Here is a 17,585-nt window from a genome sequence, read left to right as displayed (position 1 = left end):
GCGATGCTCGGTGTGGCCGAGCGTCACAACCGGCCACTGAGTACTTCACTTGGCCGCTGGTGCGCTCAGCGGCGGCTCGAGCTTGCAACCGGTACTTAGGTACAGGTTTTACCGTCGGAAGTGTCCCCGGCCGCGGGGATCTGCTGACGGGAGTGAGTGCGATGACCGATCTTGCGTGGGTGCCGCAGCCCTGCACGCTTCCCACTGAGGACCGGCCCCTGCGGGTCGCGGATTGGGATGCACTGTTCGCGGAGCATCTGACCTCGCTGTCCCGGCCCGAGCCGCTGCGTCTGCGCCTTGACCTGGCCGGCGGCGGGGATGTCGTTGAGCGGGTTCGTGACCTGGTGGAGCGGGAGAGCGGCTGCTGCTCGTTCTTCACCTTCGCGGTCAATCCGGGCGAGGACCTGGTCCACCTGGACATCTCGGTGGACCAGGCGCACGAGACGGTCCTGGAGGCCATCGTGGTGCGCACTGGCATCGCAGGGGAGTCGCGGTGAGCGCGGTCCTGCGCAGCGGTCAGGTCGCCGAGGCGGCCGGGGTGAACATCCAGACGCTGCGCTACTACGAGCGGCGTGGTCTGCTGGCCGAGCCCGAGCGCAGCAACGGCGGGCACCGCCTGTACGGCGAGGAAGCGGTGACCGCGCTGCGGGTCATCAAGGCCGCTCAGCGCCTGGGCTTCACGCTGGAGGAGGTCGCCGAGCTGCTGGAGGCCGGCCGCCACCGCCACGGCCGCCCCGTGGCCGGGCTGCAGGAGCGCGCGGCGGCCAAGCTCGCCGAGGTCGACGCGAAGATCGCGTCCCTGACCACCATCCGCACCACACTGGCCACGGCCATGGCGACGGGCTGCGACGACCTGACCGCCTGCGCCTCGATGGAATGCTGTCCCATCCCCTTCACCGATCTCGCCGAGGAGAACCGCCATGCCGGACCGTGCTGCTGATCCGCGATAGCTACGGCTGATGCAGGATGTGGACCCTCGGCAGGGTGAAGGAGGCGCCGCGGTGAAGGCATGGAGGTACCGGCGAACCACGTCGGTAGACTCGCAAGCGAGGTCACCGGGATCTCTGGGCAGGCTTTCGCACGGCTTCCAGTTGCACGGCCTTCGAGGGGCGGAGTATTTCCTGCGGTGCTCAGTGACACGCGAGTTCCGCCGCCTTGGTACCAGTGCTGAACCGCCGCCGACCAGCGCTTCGGTCCCAACGTGGGGCCGCCGCCCTCGCCCGACGGCGCGCCCGATCATGACGGGGGAGGACGACGCCATGCAGACCAAGTACCTGGCCCGGCTCAGATTCGTGGCCAATGGCCCGATCGTGGAGGGGGAATGGAACGTCCTCGGCACAGCACGGGACCGGTACACGGAGTGGGTTGGGCTCTACAGCAAGAACCCGGCCGCAGTCATCCAGGTCATCGAGAAAACGGACGATCAGGAGCGCGCCCTTCACACCTGGACGGCCCACGGCGAAACCACACCCGAGAGCACATGAACGTGCGGCGACCATGCAGGGCCTACCCGGAGCAAGCGGCATAGGATCCATGGACGTGGCGCACACATTCGATGATCTCGTGGAGATGCAGAAGGCGGCCGACAAGGCGCACGACCAGGTCCGGGAACTGCAGGACGCCTTTGGTCGCCCCACGGCGACACCCTGGTCGCCGGAGCAGACCGACACGTACGACAAGGCGTGGAAGAACTGGAGAGCCCTGGCCGACACCATCCAGGCTGCCGTCACTGAGCACGCCAAGGACGGGGGCAAGCTCCGTTTCGACGTCGAAGCCGCCGTACGGACCAAGGCCCGGCATCCCGAGCCGAAGCCGGAACTGGCGGCAGCGTAGAGAACTGCCCGCACGTCACCATATGGGGCTAGGCACTGCGGGGCCTTATCCGCGTGGTCCTGGCTTCCGTCTTCTTCGCAGTGGTCTTCTTGGCCCCGGTCTTCCTCTGCGCCGTCTTCTTGGCTGGCGCCTTCTTCTTCGGTATGTCGTGCACCGTGCCCTCGTCCTCGCCGCGCGAGGACCTGGCCCGCGCCACCGACTGCTCCAGGGCGGACATCAGGTCCACCACCTCGCCCGGCGCAGCCTCTGGCGCCGGTGTCTTCGGCGGCTCGTGTCCCTCCCGCTTCGCCTCGATCACCGCCTCCAGCGCCTCGGTATACGTATCGGCGAACCCCTCCAGGCCCTCCAGACCCATGCGGTCGACGAGAACGAGTGCCTCCTCGACCTCCTTCTCCGTCAGCTCCACCGGGCCGGGCCTCAGCTCGGAGGGGTCGCGGACCTCGTCGTCCCAGCGCAAAGCATGCAGAACCATCGTGTTGCCGCGAATGCGCAGCAGGCCCAGCCGCTCCCGCCCGTGCCAGGCGAACTTCGCGACACCGGCCTTGCCGCTGCGGGCGAGTGCCTCGCGCAGCAGCACGTATGGCTTGTCGGCGACCTTGCCGTCGGTCTCCAGGTAGTAGCCGTCGCTGATCTTTACGGCGTCCACCGACTCGTACGGCACGAAGCCCAGGATCTCGATCGCCTTCGCGGTCGGCAGCGGCATCTCGGCGAGCTCGTCGTCGGTGACCGGGATGACCTGGTCCTTCGACCACTCATACCCCTTGCCGATCTCCTCCGCCGACACCTCGCGGTCCTCGGTCTCACACACCTTGCGCACCCGCACCCGGCCCATGTCCTCCAGGTGGACCTGGTGGAAGCGCACCGAGTGGTCCTCTGTCGCGGACGTGACCTTCACAGGGATCGTGACCAGCCCGAACGAGATGGCACCCGACCACAGAGCATGCGGCATGATCATTCCTTTGTGACAGGCCCCGAGACCACCAGCGTACGAACGGCCGCACCGACCTGCATATGGACGTACCAGGAGATACGGGCGGCCACCCAACGGTGTCAGCCGCGGGTCTCCCGCCAAAGGATCAGCAGCGTGACAGCCCTACTACCGATCTTGCAGGCTGCGCCCTCCAGTAGTTGAGTCTGGACGTCGTGCCATGCCGCTTGAGCAATGTACGCAGGCAGGAGAAGCACCCGCTTACTCCACCTGCTGGGTCAGTCCGCGCCGGTGGCTATGCACGCGAGTTGCCGACGTCGTTTCGGAGCGAGATCGGGAGTCGTACACCTGCACGAAAAGGTGGCGTTCGCGAGAACGGGAGTCAGACCACGAACGTCAGATTCCGTGGGCTTGTAGCTCGGCGAAGGTCGCAACCTTCGCCGACCACGCCCGCTCGTCCGGGACACGGCGCCACCCGATCAGCGAGTCGGGCGTGACTGTATCGGGCCAGATCATGTAGCCGAGCATGACCAGCTCGCTCCCTGCCGCCGCGGCAGCGGCCGGCGGGAACTCCGGCCAGTCAGGCCAGTCGTGTAGCTCCTTTTCGGCAAGTGGCTGGGACATGCCGTCGTGCACGACCTGCAGTACCCATCCGCTCTGTGCCGCTCTACACACAGCTGTGAGATCGCGGCGGTTCCCAGTCGTCATACCGGGACACTAACCGGCCGCGAGGGTTGTGCGGTTGGTCCTTCCGGGGGCAGCGAGGCGGGGCCTACCGACTTCCGAACTCCTCGACATTGATCACGCGCTGTGGCGTGCGAAGTGACTCCCGAAGTCGTTGACAAACAGCTCTGGCCGTGAGGGCAGTGATGCCGCTCCGTCAGTGGCGCCCGTCCGCATGCGCAGGCCCCGCAACGGCCGGAGTCTGATGTCGTGGACTTCCCCGTGGCCGTCGCACTGGCCGAGCTCGTCCCGACTCTGCCGGTCGGGACGAGCTGGCGGTACGAGATGAAACTCGACGGGCACCGGGCCGTCCTCTGGCGCGAGGAAGACACCGTCCGGCTCCAGGCCCGTTCCGGGCGCGACGTAACCGCGAACTGGATGGACCTCGCACTCGCCGCCTTCGAGATGCTCCCGCCGGACGTGGTCCTCGACGGCGAGGCCATTATCTACGCCCACGGAAGGATCGATTTCGCGGCCACGCAGTCGCGCGCCCTGTCCACCCCGGCCCGCGCGCGCCGCCTCGCCGAGGACCTGCCCGCTCACTTCGTGGCGTGGGACATCCTGCTCCACCCCGAGCACGGCGACGTCCGAGGACGGCGGTACGACGAACGCCGTGCCCTACTCGTCGACCTGCTGGAGGCGTACAACGTCAAGCCGCCGATCCAGCTGGTCCCGATGACCGACGACCCGGCAGTGGCGATGACCTGGTACCAACAGCTCCCGGAACAAGGCATCGAGGGCATCGTGGCGAAGCAGGCCACCTCCGTTTACAGGACCACAGGCCGGGTCTGGAAGAAGATCAGGCATGCCGAGACCGTGGAGGCCGACGTCGTCGGCTACACCGGGCCGGCCGCGCGGCCGCGGGCACTCGCGGTCCGGCTCCCCGACGGGCGTGTGGCGCTCACCCAGTCCCTGAAGGCGCCGCTCGCTGCTCAGGTCGCGGTGCACCTCGCGGCGAGCGGCCCGCCGCGCGGCACGCGCACCCGGGCGGGGGAGCCCTACACCACTGCCGCTCCCGGTCTAGTGGTTGAGGTTCTGGCCGGGACGACCCGGCACGCCGTGGTGACGGTGACCCGGCTGCGGAGTACGTGAACCGGGCCGTGCGTCTCGGGCGCGAGGGACGCGACCATCTCGCTGCGCGTCGATGTCGTCCCCTGCGAAGTGGCGGATGTTGTCGGGGCCGGCGGTCATACGACCGCCGGCCCCGGCAACGATCTGCAAGGTGCCCTTCAACACCCGGGAGAAGGGGACGAACACGTGGGTACGGCACGCCCGTCAGGCGGATCCGCGGAACTCGGGGGCGCCGACGCCAGTCCGATCGCCACGAGGAACATGGCAACGGTCGTGGCCGAGCCGATCGCCATGCCCAGGTCCCCCGTGGGCGGGACCGCCGTGCTGCTCTTCTTCGTGAAGAGGAACACGGCGACGCCGACGGCCGCCGCCACCATGAGGATGAGCAACAGGCCCGTGGTGATGGGGAAGACGGTCATCAGGCGGCCGGCATCTCCACCGGACCGACGGCGACGCCAGAATCGAGCGCTTCGCTGAGCCCAGCAACGGCGCTCGTGTCCGTTTCCGCAGGTCGGAGGGATTGTCCTACCTGTGCTGTAGCTTCAAAGATGCCAGTCAAGGGTTTCTCCTACTGCCCGTACACGAGGGGTGGGGGACCCGGGACGCGCCGAGAGCCCTGGGATGCGGCAGCCGCCAAGCAAAGTCCGCAGTTCCAGGGCTCTTTCGGCGTGATCCGAGTCCTGTGACACCCACGACGCTACCGGCAGGGTCTGACAATGGGCCGTCCGTGCCCGGCACGACACCGGCGAACCACGGCGTGTAGCTGTGCACCGAGGCCTTCTGCTGGCCGTCGTGCCATTCGTGCCACGAGAGCACGGAACGCCCGGGAGTCACGCGGGGGGATAACCCGGTGACGTTCTGCGCGCGCCTTCGGGATGATGATGGTCCTGCGGTCACACGGGGGAGGAACCGATGCCACAAATGCAGCCGGCGGAGGCGCTGGCGACGTGTGAGCAGGCGTTGCGGAGCCTGATCGCCACAGTGTTGGCCAAGAAGCTGGGCAAGGACTGGTTCTCCCAGGTATTCCCCGAGGAGCGGGCGGTCAAGATCCGGGCGATCCGGGATGAAGAGGCCGGCCGCCGCACACGCCGCGGGGTCGCTTCGGTACCGAGCAGCGAGCTGGCGTACGCCCAGTTCTTCGACATCCTCGCCCTGCTGAAGAAGTACTGGGCAGACTTCAAGCCCGCGCTGGGCAATCAGAGCGAGACGTTGGGGCTGCTCAGCCGCTTCGAAGCACTACGCAACTCCGTGGCCCACAGCCGGGACCTGCTTCCCTTTGAAGAGGAACTCCTGAGCGGCATCGCCGGCGAGATCCGGAACAGGGTGACCATCTACATGAGCAGCCAGGACCCGACGGGGGACTACTTTGCGCGGATCGACAGCGTCACCGACAGCCTCGGGAACTGCATCGACAGCTTCCCGCCGGACCCCATGGAGCACGGGGTCTCGCTTCGGACCGGAGCGGTGCTGCACCCCGGCGACACGATCACCTTCCGGTGCCGCGGCACCGACCCCCAGGGCCGTGACCTCACGTGGTGGGTCCTTCCGACCCGCGACACAGACAACCCCTGCTACACGGGCCGGGATCTCGACATCGTCTGGCGCGTCAGCAGTGCCGACGTCGCCGCGCGCCGGGACGTCCACATCTACATGAAGAGCAGCGGTCCCTACCACCGGGTCAACACCGGGACGGACGGCTTCGACTACTGCGCCACGTTCGTCTACACCGTCCTCCCCGGCGAGGACTCCGCGCCCGCGACGTCCTGAGGCGCCGGACCGGAAGACAGGAAAGAACGATGACGGACGTGCACCCCTCCGTGCTCGCGGCGCTGGACGCTGCGTCGTCGGCCTCCTACCCGTCGCACTCGATCGTGGCCGAGGGGCTGGCGGTCGCGGCCGACCGGCAGGCCTGGCCCGAGGCGGAGCTCCGGCACCTGGAGGCGCTGCGTGCCGCGATGCTCTTCTTCACCCGGTCCGACGGCACGTTCCGCGGTGAGTACCACGGGTCCGGAGAGGCGCCGTGGCCCCGCGAGGTGCGCCAGATCCCGCAGGACGCACAGGAGATGTGGGCGGCGTACGCGCAGGCGGCCCACCACCCGGCCGTACGCGCACGACTGCACCACCTGTTGTGGGCGGCCCGCCATGGCGAACGCCCCATTGAGCACCTGCGCGCAGCGGTGGACGCGTACCGCCAGACGGCCCCCATCCTCAGGGACGGGACGGGGACGCTCGCCTCGATCGGCCGGATGCAGGCCGCTGACGCACTCGTCGCGGCGTACGGGCTGGCCGCCTCGACCGGGCAGCCGGTGCTCGCGGACGTCGTCGCCGACATGCTCGACCTCGCCGACATGGCGCTGGGTTGGGAGGACCCGGCTCCGGGCGTCGTCGCAACGTTGACCGAGCCGTTGCTCGAACACAGGGAGTACCACGACAGATTGCGCCCGCTGCTGGAGCGAGCCGTGGACGTATACCGTTCCGATCTACACAATGGCGTGCTGTTCCTGACCGATCTCCGCAAGACGGCGGCCGACGACGACGAGCGCAGCGCCATCGACCAACGCGTCATCGACGCCTACACCGACCACGCCGAGCGGTTCGGCGGCGTGGCCAAGCTGATGTGCCTCGAGGAAGCCGCGGCGTACGCACAGAAAATGGGCCTCGCCGAGGCGCTGGAGGAGATCCGCCGCCAGCAGCAGCGCCTGACTCGCGAAGACCTCGACCTGGCACGGATCGGGCTGCCGATACAGATCCCCGCCGGCTTTTTCACTCCGGCCCTCACAGCCATCGACGCCGCCGACGACCTCGGCGAGGCCTTCCGGGCAGTCGCCGCAGCCACACCTCTGTTGCCCAAGGCCGCGGACACGCCCATCCTCGAGGACACGCTTCAGGGCCTGCTGCGTCTCCCGACGGCCAAGATCAACATGAATGGTCCCGTCGTCACCACGCCCCTTGCCAAGGCCGGCTCAAGACCGGTCGGAACCGACACCCGCACCCTCGTCCTGGATCTGCACGGCCTTCAGCTGGAAGCCCAGCTCGACCGAATCCAGGAACGCTTCGCCCCCACCGTCGACGACCTCCTCGCCCTCTTCGTCCGTCCCCCGGTCGCCCCGCCAGAGCGGATGCGCGGGCTCGCCCGCGCGTTCCAGGCCTACTTCGAGCACGACGATGATGTCGCCGTCGAACTCGCCCTCATCCGCATCGAGGGCCTCCTGCGCCGTCACCTGAAGGCCACGGACATCTCCGTCATCCAGCATGCTCAAGGGGATCGCCCCGGCCAGGTCAGCCAACTCGGTGCACTCATCGCGGACATGAAGACCGCCGGCTTCGAAGCGCCATGGCCGACCGTCTTCCGCCTCCTGCTCGCCGACCCGAACGAAGGCATGAACCTGCGCAACGAGGTCCTCCACGACCTGACAGAGCGCCGTCCACCCCGGCACCGGATCGCCCTGGTCCTCCAGGCCGCCCTCGTGGTGCTCCGCTCGATCACCGCACACGAACCACCCGAGGAAGCGGCGGGAGCCGACACGCCGGGATGAGCGCCACCGCACAACCTGACGAAGATCGCTCCAGTCCCTTGAGCGGTTTCCACCTGCAGGGCCCGGACAGTGACGTGCCGTTCAGTGATCTCCGGGTACCGGGCCACGAGGGCGGCGGGGATCGCGACCGCAGCGTCCCGCAGGAAATCGTGCAGGGTCTCGGTGGTCCAGCTCCGGCGCGCGGACACCTGAACGAGCAGCATGCCCGGACGGTGCCCAGCCAGCGGAGCCATTCCGGACTCCCGGGTGGGCCGGGGCCCGTGGACCTCGGCGTACCCCCGGTACCAGCCTGCATCCGGATCGATCAGGTAGTCCATGGCGTCCGCGATCACCTGGGCGGATTCCAGCCCCGGCGGCCCGGCCGGCAGCATGGTGACCACCATCAGCGGTGCGGTGAACAGTTCGGTGCCATCGCCCAGGCCCAGCGGATCGTCCGCCATCGGAACGCCCTCGGGAGGCTGATGCCCAGCGTCCGGTACGCCGTACAAGTCGAACGCGGGGGCGGCGTCATTGAACAACAAGCCCGTGGCGGCCATCTCCGCCCGGATCTTGAGCTTTCGCTTGCGGTCTTTCGTCATGCCCTATCCACACGGCGGCGCGTCCCACGCCTGCGTCGCACCAGATCAGGGGTGACGAGATACCGCACGCGATTCCGAGAACCTTGCCCGGATGTCGAGGCTCGGGCGTGGGCCGTACCCTCTTCGGACTCCGGCGTACGTGCACGCCGCGCCGCCACCCTACCCGGCCGCCTGCTCGCCTCGGGCCCGCTACAGCTACGCCGCTCCGTCAACCCGGGAGTACGAGGGCAGGTGAGATCCAGGGGCAGACGGATCGCGGTCGTACGACGGCTGTCAGGGGCGGCGAGGTCTAGGCGGTGGCCTTCTCCGTCGACTGACCGTGGTGCTTGAGCTTGGTGCGGGCGTCTGCTCGTTCCTCCGCGGCGATCTCTTTCCAGAACGGGTGGCCGACGATCAGAGCAGCGAGCTCGAGTTCCCGTTTCCGCAGCGTGCCGATGCGCAACTGATCCGCGGGATCCCAGCCCGGGGAATCAGGGCGGGAGGAGGCACGCCAGTGGTTCTCGTGGGTCGTCCACGCGGCCAGCGGCTCGACGGACCAGGGCTGCTTCTTGAGAAGGATCTTCAGCTCGCCTCGTACCTCCTCAAGCTCGTCCTGGGCCTTGATGAGGTCCTTCGGGAAGTCGTACGTCGTCTCGTCCTTCTGCGCCACGCCCTAAAGTACTTCCGTTCGAGCAGCCGGCCGGGACGCTGAGCCTGTGCCGGGACCCGGCTCGGCGCCTCAGTGACGGCACGCGGCGTCTCCCGCCGTACGCGAAGGGGCAGGAGTCCCAGCCCCGTACAGCTTTGTCGGCGATAGGCGCTCTGGCTTGTGCTGCGGCCTCGGGGTCTAACGCGCGGTGATGGACGCGAGCGTGGCGGGTGTGGTGGGCGCGGCGATCGGTGTGCTCGGAGCGGTGGCTGGCGGCTGGGTCTCGGTGGTCGGTCAAGGGCGCCAGCAGCAGCGGCAGTTGCGAGCCGAGCGGGAGTACCGGCGCGAAGCCGCGCGGCGAGAGGCGTACGGCGCGCTCATCGCGAGCACGAAGTTGCCGTCGGCGTCATGGTGACGGTTTTCCGACCTGGTCTGGGACGAGCAGTCCACGCCGGAGCAGTGGAGAGCCTCCTTCGCCGAGGTGCATGACGCGTGGGTCCAGTTCAGCACCTCGGTCGCAGCCGTAGCTGTGGCCGGCCCGGTGGCCGCTGCGGAGGCGGCCGAGGAACTGCGTGTGGCGATGTACGACTGGGAGAAGGCCGGGATGGACTGGTTCTCGGCGGCTCTGCGGGAGGGACACGGTCGACTCCCCGAGTGCGACGAGCGCTTCAAGAAGGCATGGCAGGCAAAACGCGCACCGGACCGCGCCTTCCAACAAGCCGCACGGCGAGCCCTGGGAACAGAAGAGCCGTAGAAGATCGCCCCACACACGGAGATCGGCCCGCCCCGCGCCGCAGTCTCCGAGGTCGAGGAGACCTCGAAGGGGTTCGTGGGCTTCACCGTGATGTGATTCTGGAGATCCTTTTCCCGAGAGGTCCGGTTCCAGGCCCGGGCTGTCAGTGGCAGCCGGTACCGTGTTGTACACGGGCCGCGCACCGGCCCACGCCCGCCTCAGCCCATGACTGTTGGCAGTTGAGGCGAAGGTACGCGGGACCCACGGGTCCGGGCGCATCAGTGCGAAGAACACCGCCGCTTGGCGCAGTACCGATCACCGCAGTCATCACTCATGCGCGTGTTCGGGTCATGGGGCCGTGCACGCCAGCTGAGGACTGTGATGGTCAGCAACCAGCGCAAGAAGAGCCGGGACAAGGCACGCGCCGCACGCACCGGGGCCTCCCGGGCGTCCGCCGCGACGGGGAAGGTCCACCGCCACGACCCCGTCCCGGACATGTCGATCCTTCAGGGCCTGCCCCACTCGGCAGGCAACAAGCTCAACCTCGACTTCGCCGGCCGCCTGGTGGCCGCGGCCCGGTCCGGGTGCGGTCCGTGCCAGACATCGCTCATGGGCAAGGTCGTCCAGCGCCACCGGGCTACCCTCGCGGCGCTCGCCGGCGCCGTCTACGGGCTGGAGCTGAACGCGGGTGCCCAGCACTCTCCTAGCCTGTCGGCCGCGACCAGGTCGTGGTCGCCCCTCGCCCGGTCGGCCGCCGTGTCCGGCGACGGCACCGCGGCGTTCGTGGCCGTGGCGCAGATGGACGAGACGCAGGCCGCCGAGCTGCTGGACGACGCGCTCACTCACTGGGCCGCCGGGGGTGCCGGTCCGGACGTCTTCCAGTTCCTCGACCTGAAGACAGACCTCGACCCGCAGGACAGCGCCACCAAGTGGGTCGACGGGCCTGGGCCCGGCTCGATCCCCGTCGGCAAGACCGATCTGCCGCCCGACCCCGACGGTGTCCCCGCGTACGCGGTGATGCTCGCCACCACCAGCATGCCCGACGGGCGGCCACTGCCCATGCTCATGCTGGAGTGCGAGACAGCGGGTGCCGGGCTTGCCGACCTGCGCCGCCGGACGGACTGGCAGTCCTGGGACGGGAGTCAGCTGCCGGAGCTGGACTTCAACTGGCGGCTGCGGGTGGACATCGCCACCAGGACGCTGGAGTGCCTTGCCCAGATCGATCCCGACGGCTACGACCTGCTGCCGCATCTGTGGGACGCGAGCGAGACCGTGCCGCTGCCGGAACCCTTCTGGGACCTGCTCGACCGTGCCCAGCACGTACTGGTCGTCGGGCCAGTGACGGATGGCGAGGACCAGGACGCGTTCCAGCGGGCCGCCGACACCGGTGAGCTCCTGGCCGTCGTCGCCCACGTCCGCTTCATGTGACGGGGCCGTCCATGAACGACTCCGAGGTGAACCTCTCCCAGATCGGGCGGGTTGCCGGGGTGGGCCGCGCGGCCGTCGCCAACTGGCGCCGCAGGCACGGCGACTTCCCCGAACCGGCCGGCGGCACCGAGACCAGCCCCACCTTCCAGCGCACGGCCGCAGAGGACTGGCTGCGCGCCCACGGCAAGCTCCCGACCGACGAACCGCCGACGCCGCACGAGCCCGCCACCGTCACCTTCACGAGCGGACGCACCGTGACCCTGCTCGCCCCGCACCTGTCCATCCCGGACGGGTGGAACGACGAGTTCGAGGCACTCGGCGGCTTCATCCCCACCAACGCCGAAGTGCCCTGGCCCACCGTCGACGTCGAACGGGCCGACGTCCCCGGGCACGAGCCGTTCGCCGCCACTCGCGCGAACGTCGACATCAGCTACGTGCCCTCGACGCCCCTGCGCTTCCTCAAGCTCACCTGGCTGGGCCAGGGCCGCCACCCCGTCAATGCGGTCACGCCGACAGACGAATCCACACCGCGCACGGAGACGGACGGGTGACGTACGAACTCCTCGACCTCGCGCCTCATTTCCGGTCGGATTTCTAGAACTTGCCCAGGCCAGAGACGCCTTCCGAGCAGCGCTCGGCTCAGGCCTTGGGCCCCGCTGAAGGAGACCACCATGTACACCCCCAACCCCCGGAACCATCCGCCCGCGCTGATCGAGACCTTGGCCGTATGGGGCTGGGCAGTTGCGCACGGCGGCATCCCCCTCGCCTACGCCGCCGAGATCGTCGCCGACCACTCCTGCTACCGGCAGAGGACTGATATCCCCGACCCCACCGAGTTCGAGCGCCGTACCTGGGCCGCCGAGGACCTGACCGACTGGGAGAACATCCTCGTCAGGATGGCCTGGCCCGGTGACGAAGCGGTGGACGAGGAACGCTGGGATCAGCCCGGCGACTGGCGGATGCGCGAGTACCTGCTCAACAGCCTCGGCCTGCCCGACAGCTGCGAGAGCACCGACCGTCTGCTGCTGCGCCACTGCGACGAGCGGATCGCCGAATGCGAGCGCAAGATTGCCGAACAGTCCGGCACCACCGGCGAAGAGGAGCAGTGAGGTGACGGACACCACCGCGGAGACGAACGCCGAGGAGACACCGGCACCGCAGCCGGCGGAACTGGGGGGCTGGCGGATCGCGGGCCTGCTGTCCGAACGCGCGGGGGTGGAGGTGACGATGGCTGACATCGACGAACTCGTCGCCCAGGAGCACCTGGTCGTGACGGGATGGTTCAAGAGGCGGCCGATGTACGAGACGGCGGCCGCGCTCGCCCTCGACGAGGACCTGGTGCGCGGCGTGGTCGACGAACGGCGCGCCTGGGAGGCGGCGAGCGTTCCCAGGGACGCGGCGGCCGAGCGGATCGGCTGGCACTGGCGCGACATCGAGCGGATGGGCGCGGAAGGGCGCATCACCCTGGGCAAGGGCCGCCGCTACCTGATCGCCGACCTGGAGGCGCTGGCCGCCGAGGCCGACGGCGAGCAGTACATCACCGCGCAAGCCGCCGCCGATGTCCTGGAGATCCGGCACCCGGCCGACTGGAAGTACGTCGAGGCCGCCGGGTGGATCAGCCCGGCCGACACCTACGAGCGCGAGGTCGGCCGCACCCGCACTGTCACCGTCGCGCTGTACCGGCTCGCCGACGTCCGCGCCGTGCGGGACATGCCGGGCGTGGACTGGGAGGCCGTGCGGGGCCTGCCCAAGGGCGCGGTGTCACCGCTGCGCGAGTACGCGGCCCTCGCCCCCACCCGGGCCGCCGTGGTGAAGGCCTTCGCCCAGGCCCTGGCCGACCGGCACCGTACGACGGTGTGGGCCTGGAACTCCCCGTACTCCGGGGGCTGGGAGCTGGACTGGGAGCGTGTCGACGGCGGGCCGACCGAGGATGAGGTGCTGCGGGAGCTGTTCGCCGACCCGGTGGCCGCCACGCACGCCAGTGAAATCACCCTGTGCCCGGCGTGGGGAGAGGTGACCCGTGCCGCGCGCGAGCTCCTGGAGCCGGATGTGGCGGTCATCCTCGACACGGAGACCACCGACCTGGACGGGCAGACCGTCGAGGTCGCAGTGATCGACGCAGCCACCGGCAAAAAGCTGATGGACACCCTGGTCAAGCCGACCGAGCCGATCAGCGACGGCGCCCGCTGGGTCCACGGCATCACCGACGAGATGGTGGCCGACGCCAGGCCCTTCGAGAAGGTCCTTCCCCGGCTGCGACAGGTCACCAAGGGGAAGATCATCTGTTCCTACAACGTCGTCTTCGACAGAGGAATCGTGCTCGGCGACATCGCCCGGGCGGGGAAGAAGCCGATGCATCTGGAGCCCCAGGACTCCTGGTTCTGCCTCATGGAGGCGTACAAGGACTGGACCGGCGCCTTCCGGTGGCTTCGCCTTGGCGGCCGCCACCGCGCCCTCGGCGACTGCGAATCCGCGAGGAAGGTGTTGATCCGGATGTCCGAGGGCCGGGGCACGACGTTCACGCCGACCGCGCCCGCGCCTGCCCAGCGGTGAGACCGTGGTCGGGGCGGCACCGGGCCTGACGGCTCTTCACCACAGATCCAAGCTCACCCTCCGTCCCGGGCCGGCGCTTCCAGTGAGCCGCGTTCACATCTCGTCGGGGAGCATCAAGGTCAGGATGAGGCCACCCGAATCGGCGGGCTGAGTGATGGCGAGGAGCTCGTCGGCGCCCGTGGACGCCTGGCCAGAAGGCAGTTCCTCCGCCGGTACGACGAAGCACACCTCATTGTCGGGTCCCCGCTTGACGGCCCGCGCCACCGCGGACAGCACCGTCCGTAGCCGGTCGTCCTCATCACCGTCGCCGCCCTCCACGAACTCCCTCCGCGCGCCGGCGGTGATAGCCAGCGGCATCTCGATGCCGGCCGCCGTGGCCGCCGCGGGCGGGATCGAGATGAAGGCACCGTCCTCAAAGGCCTCTTCCCACGTGTAGGAAGCGACCACGGGCCCGAATTCATCGTCCATGTCAAACCTCACTCATTCCGCATCAGCTTGTTCTGCGTCCTCTTGAGCCTGCCGTCTTCGGCCCCTGAACGCTGTACCTCGTACGGGTGCGTTCCGTTGAACGCTCCCTCCTCAACTCGACGGCGGCCAGAACGTCAGCGATTCCGCATACGTGCTGGTGATAGACGTGCTACGCCCAGGGCAGGGCTGTGATCTGCATGTTCGTCCTGCCGAGCTGCCATTTGCCGGAGGTGGGCTGGTGGAAGGCAGGGACGCGGTGCAGGAGCCGGCCAAGCCCGTCCATCTGCCGACGGTGGGGCTCTCGCACGGTGTGGGGGAGGGCCGCGAGGATGTCGGTGCGGGTCATCGGCGCGGGTGCCCGCGCGAGCAGGCGTGCGATGAGGGAGAGTACGTCGTCTCCTGCCGTGCCGCGTTCGGCGTCCGTCCAAGTGCGTGTGTGCCGTTCATGCCGGTCGAAGGGTTCACTCAAGGCCATCAACGCCTCGATGCCGAAGCGGGAGAGCGTGGTGCGGGCCTGCGGCAGCCGGATGCGGTTGCGGTAGGCGTAGATTCCAGCGGCGGCCGCCAGGGCGCCGGTGGCCAGCGGGTGGGCACGCGCCAGACGGACCGTCGCGAGCAGGGAACGGCCGGACAGCTCCACCGTGGTGGTGCTGCTCCGTACAGCTCTTTCGGCTGCGCCGATCTTCCCGAGCAGGGCCCGCAGAGCGCCCCAGTCCCGTGCGGCAACCTCGTGGCGGATCAGGTCAGGGTCGGCGGCGAACAGCACCACGGGGGCAAGGACGCCGGCCAACTGCAGGATGCCAACGTCGCTGAGGTCCTCCTGGGCGAGCTTGTCGGCAGCCGGGGTCATCGGCAGTCCGTTGACGCAGACGACGTGCAGGAGCGGGATGTACTGGCCCCACCACAGCCGCTCCGCTGCGGCGAGGTCGAAGGTACGGCCCTCACTCTTGAGATCGGCGAGTACGCGCGGGACTTCCGCCCACACGTAGTGGGGGATGAAACCGCGCAGCGTCCCGTAGCGCATCCCGTCCAGGATTGAAGACGGCCGACGACGCTTCAGTGTGGCCGTGATGTCCTGGGTGAGCACGGAGGTGTCGAACACCCCGATCCGGAAGCCGCCACCGAGCGGGCGGTCGTCGACGCTGCTGTACATGACGGGAGCGTAGGCCCGCGAGCGGAGAGCGGTGCACGGATTTTCCGCAGTCCGTACGTCGCGCTACCGCCCGCTGCGCTCGACGAGTCCGGAGACCGGCGCGGCGCCTGGCCACACGGCCGGTTTAGCCGAGCGCGGGCACTTTCGGTCATCGGTTCCGGGGCTGCCCGCGGACCGGTAGGCTGCGGGCAGTGGCCGTCGCATCGGCCCAAGCCAGCGCCCCGGCCCATGACCAGGGCGCATGACGGCAGAGGTGCCCGCGGGCCCCGTACAACGGGGTCCGGACTGTGAGCATCAGTGCGAGGCGAACATCAACTCCCAACGGCCGTACAGCTGTTGAAGCCTTCCGCATGCTGCTCTTCGTCGCGCGCATCGGGTCATGGGGCCGGAGCGCGGGGAAACGAGAGCCGTATGACCAAGAGCCACGGCCGTAAGAGCCGGGCGCGCACCAAGAGCCGGGCCAGGGGAGCGGCGTTCGCCTCGGCCAACGCCGGCACCCTCCATCAGCACACCAGCGGCCCGTCGGCCGCCGACCTCCAGCCGGTCGACCCCACGCGGTGGGGCGTGGACACGGCGCCGGACATGCGGACCGCGTCGGCGCTGATCAGCGCATGTATCGATCGGTGCGCGCCGTGCCAGCAGTCCCTGGCGGACAAACTCCTGGACGAGGAGGCGATCGTCCTCGCGGTGCTGGCCGGGTCCGTCTACACACTGCACGCCGAGACCGAGCAGGACGCGGGCGGCCTGGCCTCCCGAGCCACCCAGGTCTTCTTCGGCCTCGTCAAACAGGCCCGTGAGTACCGGGACCCCGGGATGCTGCCGCCCGTGGTCGAGATGCTGCCCCGGGAATCGCGCGCGGCACTCCTGGAGGACACGCTGGACATGTGGACGTACTACGGGCACGTTGACGCCGGACTGCTGCGCGAGCGGTACCCCAGCCCGACCGGCCTGTCGACGGTCACCGTGACCATGGAGGGCAACGACCCGGAAAAGGCGGGCCCGGGCGTGGTGGTCGACCTCTCCGCCCTCGGGCACCCGGCGGCCTACGGCGTACGCACCGACATGACGCGGACGGGGTCCGGCCTGGTCGCGTCGGTGGCCCTGGTCCCGGAGTCTCCCGAGGCCGGCTACGACGACCTGCGCTGGCGATGCGGCTGGGAGCCCTACATCTTCCAGGGACTGCCCAGCGTGGATCCGGCCTGGGTGCTGAAGATCGACCGCACGAGCGGCGCGCTGCTGGGCATCGTCCGGCTGCTGGACGCGACCCTGCGGCCCGAACGACAACCGTGGGAATGGCGCAAGGACGTCTACGACCGCATCCTGTGGCGCGCACCCGTGCCAGCGCCGCCGCTCGCGTCGGCCAAGTGGCTGGAGACCGCGCGCCGCCGGGACACGGTCCTGCTCTACGGCCCGCTCGACGCGGGCTCGGACACGCCCGCCGACTGGGAGCGGCTGGTCTCCGTACACGCCTACTGCCAGTTCACCGATCGCATGTGATCACCACCCTCCGAGGAGAACCAGATCAATGACCGAGAACATCGAACAGCACGCGGAGGGGGCAGCTCGCTCCCTCGTCGAACTCGTCCGCGCCCTTCAGTACCGCGGTGTTGAGTACCCGGGCCAGGCGCACAGCGTCCACAGCTATCTCACCCGCTGCGCCGGCGAGTTGCGAACCGCCATCGAACTGATCGAGGCCTCCGTGCAGCAACTGCAGGACAAGGGCCAGCTGATGAGCGACTACCGGGGCGAACCGCTCGACGACGTCCTGCAGCGCTTCACGGAGTCCTCCGACGCGGCGAAGGACCTCGCGGGTGAGCTCCACGGCCAGCTGAGCACGGCCTACTCCGCCATCGGCCGCGTCGCGTACAAGGAGCAGCCCGCGGAGCAGCAGTCGCCGACGGGGAGCTGAGCCCGCCGGTTCGGCGGGTGTGATCGTCTGCGGACGGGTGCGGA

Annotated in this window: 21 protein-coding genes and 1 pseudogene; 15 read left to right on the top strand and 7 right to left on the bottom strand. The window is 69.1% G+C overall.

Annotation, left to right across the window (positions count from 1 at the left end; all coding sequences use genetic code 11):
• Positions 1–161 precede the first annotated feature (161 nt).
• The 4 genes from CES90_RS27255 (at position 162) to CES90_RS27240 (ending at position 1,833) form a co-directional block, all read left to right on the top strand.
• Positions 162–497, top strand: coding sequence for a hypothetical protein (locus CES90_RS27255; protein WP_189786754.1), 336 nt, complete (start codon positions 162–164; stop codon positions 495–497).
• Positions 494–940 carry a MerR family transcriptional regulator gene (locus CES90_RS27250; RefSeq protein WP_189786755.1) on the top strand — a complete coding sequence of 149 codons (447 nt, stop codon included), beginning with the start codon at positions 494–496 and terminating at the stop codon, positions 938–940. Before CES90_RS27255 ends, CES90_RS27250 begins: the two co-directional genes overlap by 4 nt.
• A 319-nt stretch (positions 941–1,259) precedes the next feature.
• Positions 1,260–1,484: a hypothetical protein gene (locus CES90_RS27245; RefSeq protein WP_189786756.1), complete on the top strand. Its 225-nt coding sequence runs from the start codon at positions 1,260–1,262 to the stop codon at positions 1,482–1,484.
• Positions 1,485–1,539: 55 nt separating this feature from the next.
• Positions 1,540–1,833 carry a hypothetical protein gene (locus CES90_RS27240; protein ID WP_189786757.1) on the top strand — a complete coding sequence of 98 codons (294 nt, stop codon included), beginning with the start codon at positions 1,540–1,542 and terminating at the stop codon, positions 1,831–1,833.
• A 28-nt stretch (positions 1,834–1,861) separates the two neighbouring features.
• Here CES90_RS27240 and ku read toward each other — a convergent pair whose 3' ends face one another.
• Positions 1,862–2,782, bottom strand: a complete 921-nt coding sequence (gene ku / locus CES90_RS27235; protein ID WP_189786758.1) for a non-homologous end joining protein Ku — start codon at positions 2,780–2,782, stop codon at positions 1,862–1,864.
• Positions 2,783–3,157: 375 nt separating this feature from the next.
• Entirely contained in the window at positions 3,158–3,469 is a 312-nt protein-coding gene (locus tag CES90_RS27230; RefSeq protein ID WP_189786759.1) for a hypothetical protein, read from the bottom strand.
• A gap of 225 nt (positions 3,470–3,694) precedes the next feature.
• On the opposite strand from CES90_RS27230, the gene CES90_RS27225 reads away from it, so the two are divergent.
• Complete coding sequence (locus CES90_RS27225) at positions 3,695–4,576, top strand: ATP-dependent DNA ligase (RefSeq protein WP_189786760.1); 882 nt, start codon at positions 3,695–3,697, stop codon at positions 4,574–4,576.
• Between the two features lie 137 nt (positions 4,577–4,713).
• On the opposite strand, the gene CES90_RS27220 is transcribed toward CES90_RS27225, so the two are convergent.
• Positions 4,714–4,974, bottom strand: coding sequence for a hypothetical protein (locus CES90_RS27220; protein ID WP_189786761.1), 261 nt, complete (start codon positions 4,972–4,974; stop codon positions 4,714–4,716).
• Between the two features lie 136 nt (positions 4,975–5,110).
• Positions 5,111–5,314, bottom strand: a pseudogene (locus tag CES90_RS52050) (hypothetical protein); the annotation flags it as partial.
• A 153-nt stretch (positions 5,315–5,467) separates the two neighbouring features.
• On the opposite strand from CES90_RS52050, the gene CES90_RS27215 reads away from it, so the two are divergent.
• Both CES90_RS27215 and CES90_RS27210 read left to right on the top strand, forming a co-directional pair.
• Complete coding sequence (locus tag CES90_RS27215; RefSeq protein ID WP_189786762.1) at positions 5,468–6,322, top strand: Swt1 family HEPN domain-containing protein; 855 nt, start codon at positions 5,468–5,470, stop codon at positions 6,320–6,322.
• A gap of 29 nt (positions 6,323–6,351) precedes the next feature.
• On the top strand, positions 6,352–8,091 hold the full coding sequence (locus CES90_RS27210; RefSeq protein ID WP_189786763.1) for a DUF7380 domain-containing protein: 1,740 nt from the start codon (positions 6,352–6,354) through the stop codon (positions 8,089–8,091).
• An 867-nt stretch (positions 8,092–8,958) separates the two neighbouring features.
• Here CES90_RS27210 and CES90_RS27205 read toward each other — a convergent pair.
• Positions 8,959–9,318 carry a hypothetical protein gene (locus tag CES90_RS27205; protein WP_189786764.1) on the bottom strand — a complete coding sequence of 120 codons (360 nt, stop codon included), beginning with the start codon at positions 9,316–9,318 and terminating at the stop codon, positions 8,959–8,961.
• 190 nt (positions 9,319–9,508) lie between these two features.
• On the opposite strand from CES90_RS27205, the gene CES90_RS27200 reads away from it, so the two are divergent.
• The 6 genes from CES90_RS27200 (at position 9,509) to CES90_RS27175 (ending at position 14,011) form a co-directional block, all read left to right on the top strand.
• Positions 9,509–9,712, top strand: a complete 204-nt coding sequence (locus CES90_RS27200) for a hypothetical protein (protein WP_189786765.1) — start codon at positions 9,509–9,511, stop codon at positions 9,710–9,712.
• A 66-nt stretch (positions 9,713–9,778) separates the two neighbouring features.
• Positions 9,779–10,051 (top strand): hypothetical protein, encoded by a 273-nt coding sequence (locus tag CES90_RS27195; protein ID WP_189786766.1) that lies wholly within the window; start codon positions 9,779–9,781, stop codon positions 10,049–10,051.
• Positions 10,052–10,411: 360 nt separating this feature from the next.
• Entirely contained in the window at positions 10,412–11,458 is a 1,047-nt protein-coding gene (locus CES90_RS27190; RefSeq protein WP_189786767.1) for a hypothetical protein, read from the top strand.
• Positions 11,459–11,469: 11 nt separating this feature from the next.
• Positions 11,470–12,009 carry a hypothetical protein gene (locus tag CES90_RS27185; protein WP_189786804.1) on the top strand — a complete coding sequence of 180 codons (540 nt, stop codon included), beginning with the start codon at positions 11,470–11,472 and terminating at the stop codon, positions 12,007–12,009.
• Between the two features lie 120 nt (positions 12,010–12,129).
• A complete protein-coding gene (locus tag CES90_RS27180) occupies positions 12,130–12,567 on the top strand; it encodes a hypothetical protein (protein ID WP_189786768.1) in 438 nt (145 codons plus the stop codon).
• A 1-nt stretch (position 12,568) separates the two neighbouring features.
• Positions 12,569–14,011: a 3'-5' exonuclease gene (locus CES90_RS27175; protein ID WP_189786769.1), complete on the top strand. Its 1,443-nt coding sequence runs from the start codon at positions 12,569–12,571 to the stop codon at positions 14,009–14,011.
• Between the two features lie 93 nt (positions 14,012–14,104).
• Here CES90_RS27175 and CES90_RS27170 read toward each other — a convergent pair whose 3' ends face one another.
• Positions 14,105–14,479: a hypothetical protein gene (locus CES90_RS27170; protein ID WP_189786770.1), complete on the bottom strand. Its 375-nt coding sequence runs from the start codon at positions 14,477–14,479 to the stop codon at positions 14,105–14,107.
• A gap of 169 nt (positions 14,480–14,648) precedes the next feature.
• Positions 14,649–15,632, bottom strand: coding sequence for a PIN domain-containing protein (locus CES90_RS27165; RefSeq protein ID WP_189786771.1), 984 nt, complete (start codon positions 15,630–15,632; stop codon positions 14,649–14,651).
• A gap of 411 nt (positions 15,633–16,043) precedes the next feature.
• Between CES90_RS27165 and CES90_RS27160 the strand changes: the two genes are divergently transcribed.
• Both CES90_RS27160 and CES90_RS27155 read left to right on the top strand, forming a co-directional pair.
• Positions 16,044–17,129, top strand: coding sequence for a hypothetical protein (locus CES90_RS27160; RefSeq protein ID WP_189786772.1), 1,086 nt, complete (start codon positions 16,044–16,046; stop codon positions 17,127–17,129).
• A 28-nt stretch (positions 17,130–17,157) separates the two neighbouring features.
• The gene (locus CES90_RS27155; RefSeq protein WP_189786773.1) at positions 17,158–17,541 is read left to right on the top strand and encodes a hypothetical protein; all 384 of its coding nucleotides are present in this window, start codon (positions 17,158–17,160) and stop codon (positions 17,539–17,541) included.
• The last annotated feature ends 44 nt before the right edge of the window (positions 17,542–17,585 follow it).

The organism is Streptomyces capitiformicae (assembly GCF_002214185.1).
Classification (GTDB): Bacteria; Actinomycetota; Actinomycetes; order Streptomycetales; family Streptomycetaceae; genus Streptomyces; species Streptomyces capitiformicae.
The sequence above is the reverse complement of the archived record's forward strand: the minus strand, read 5'-3'. Positions and strand labels throughout refer to the sequence as shown.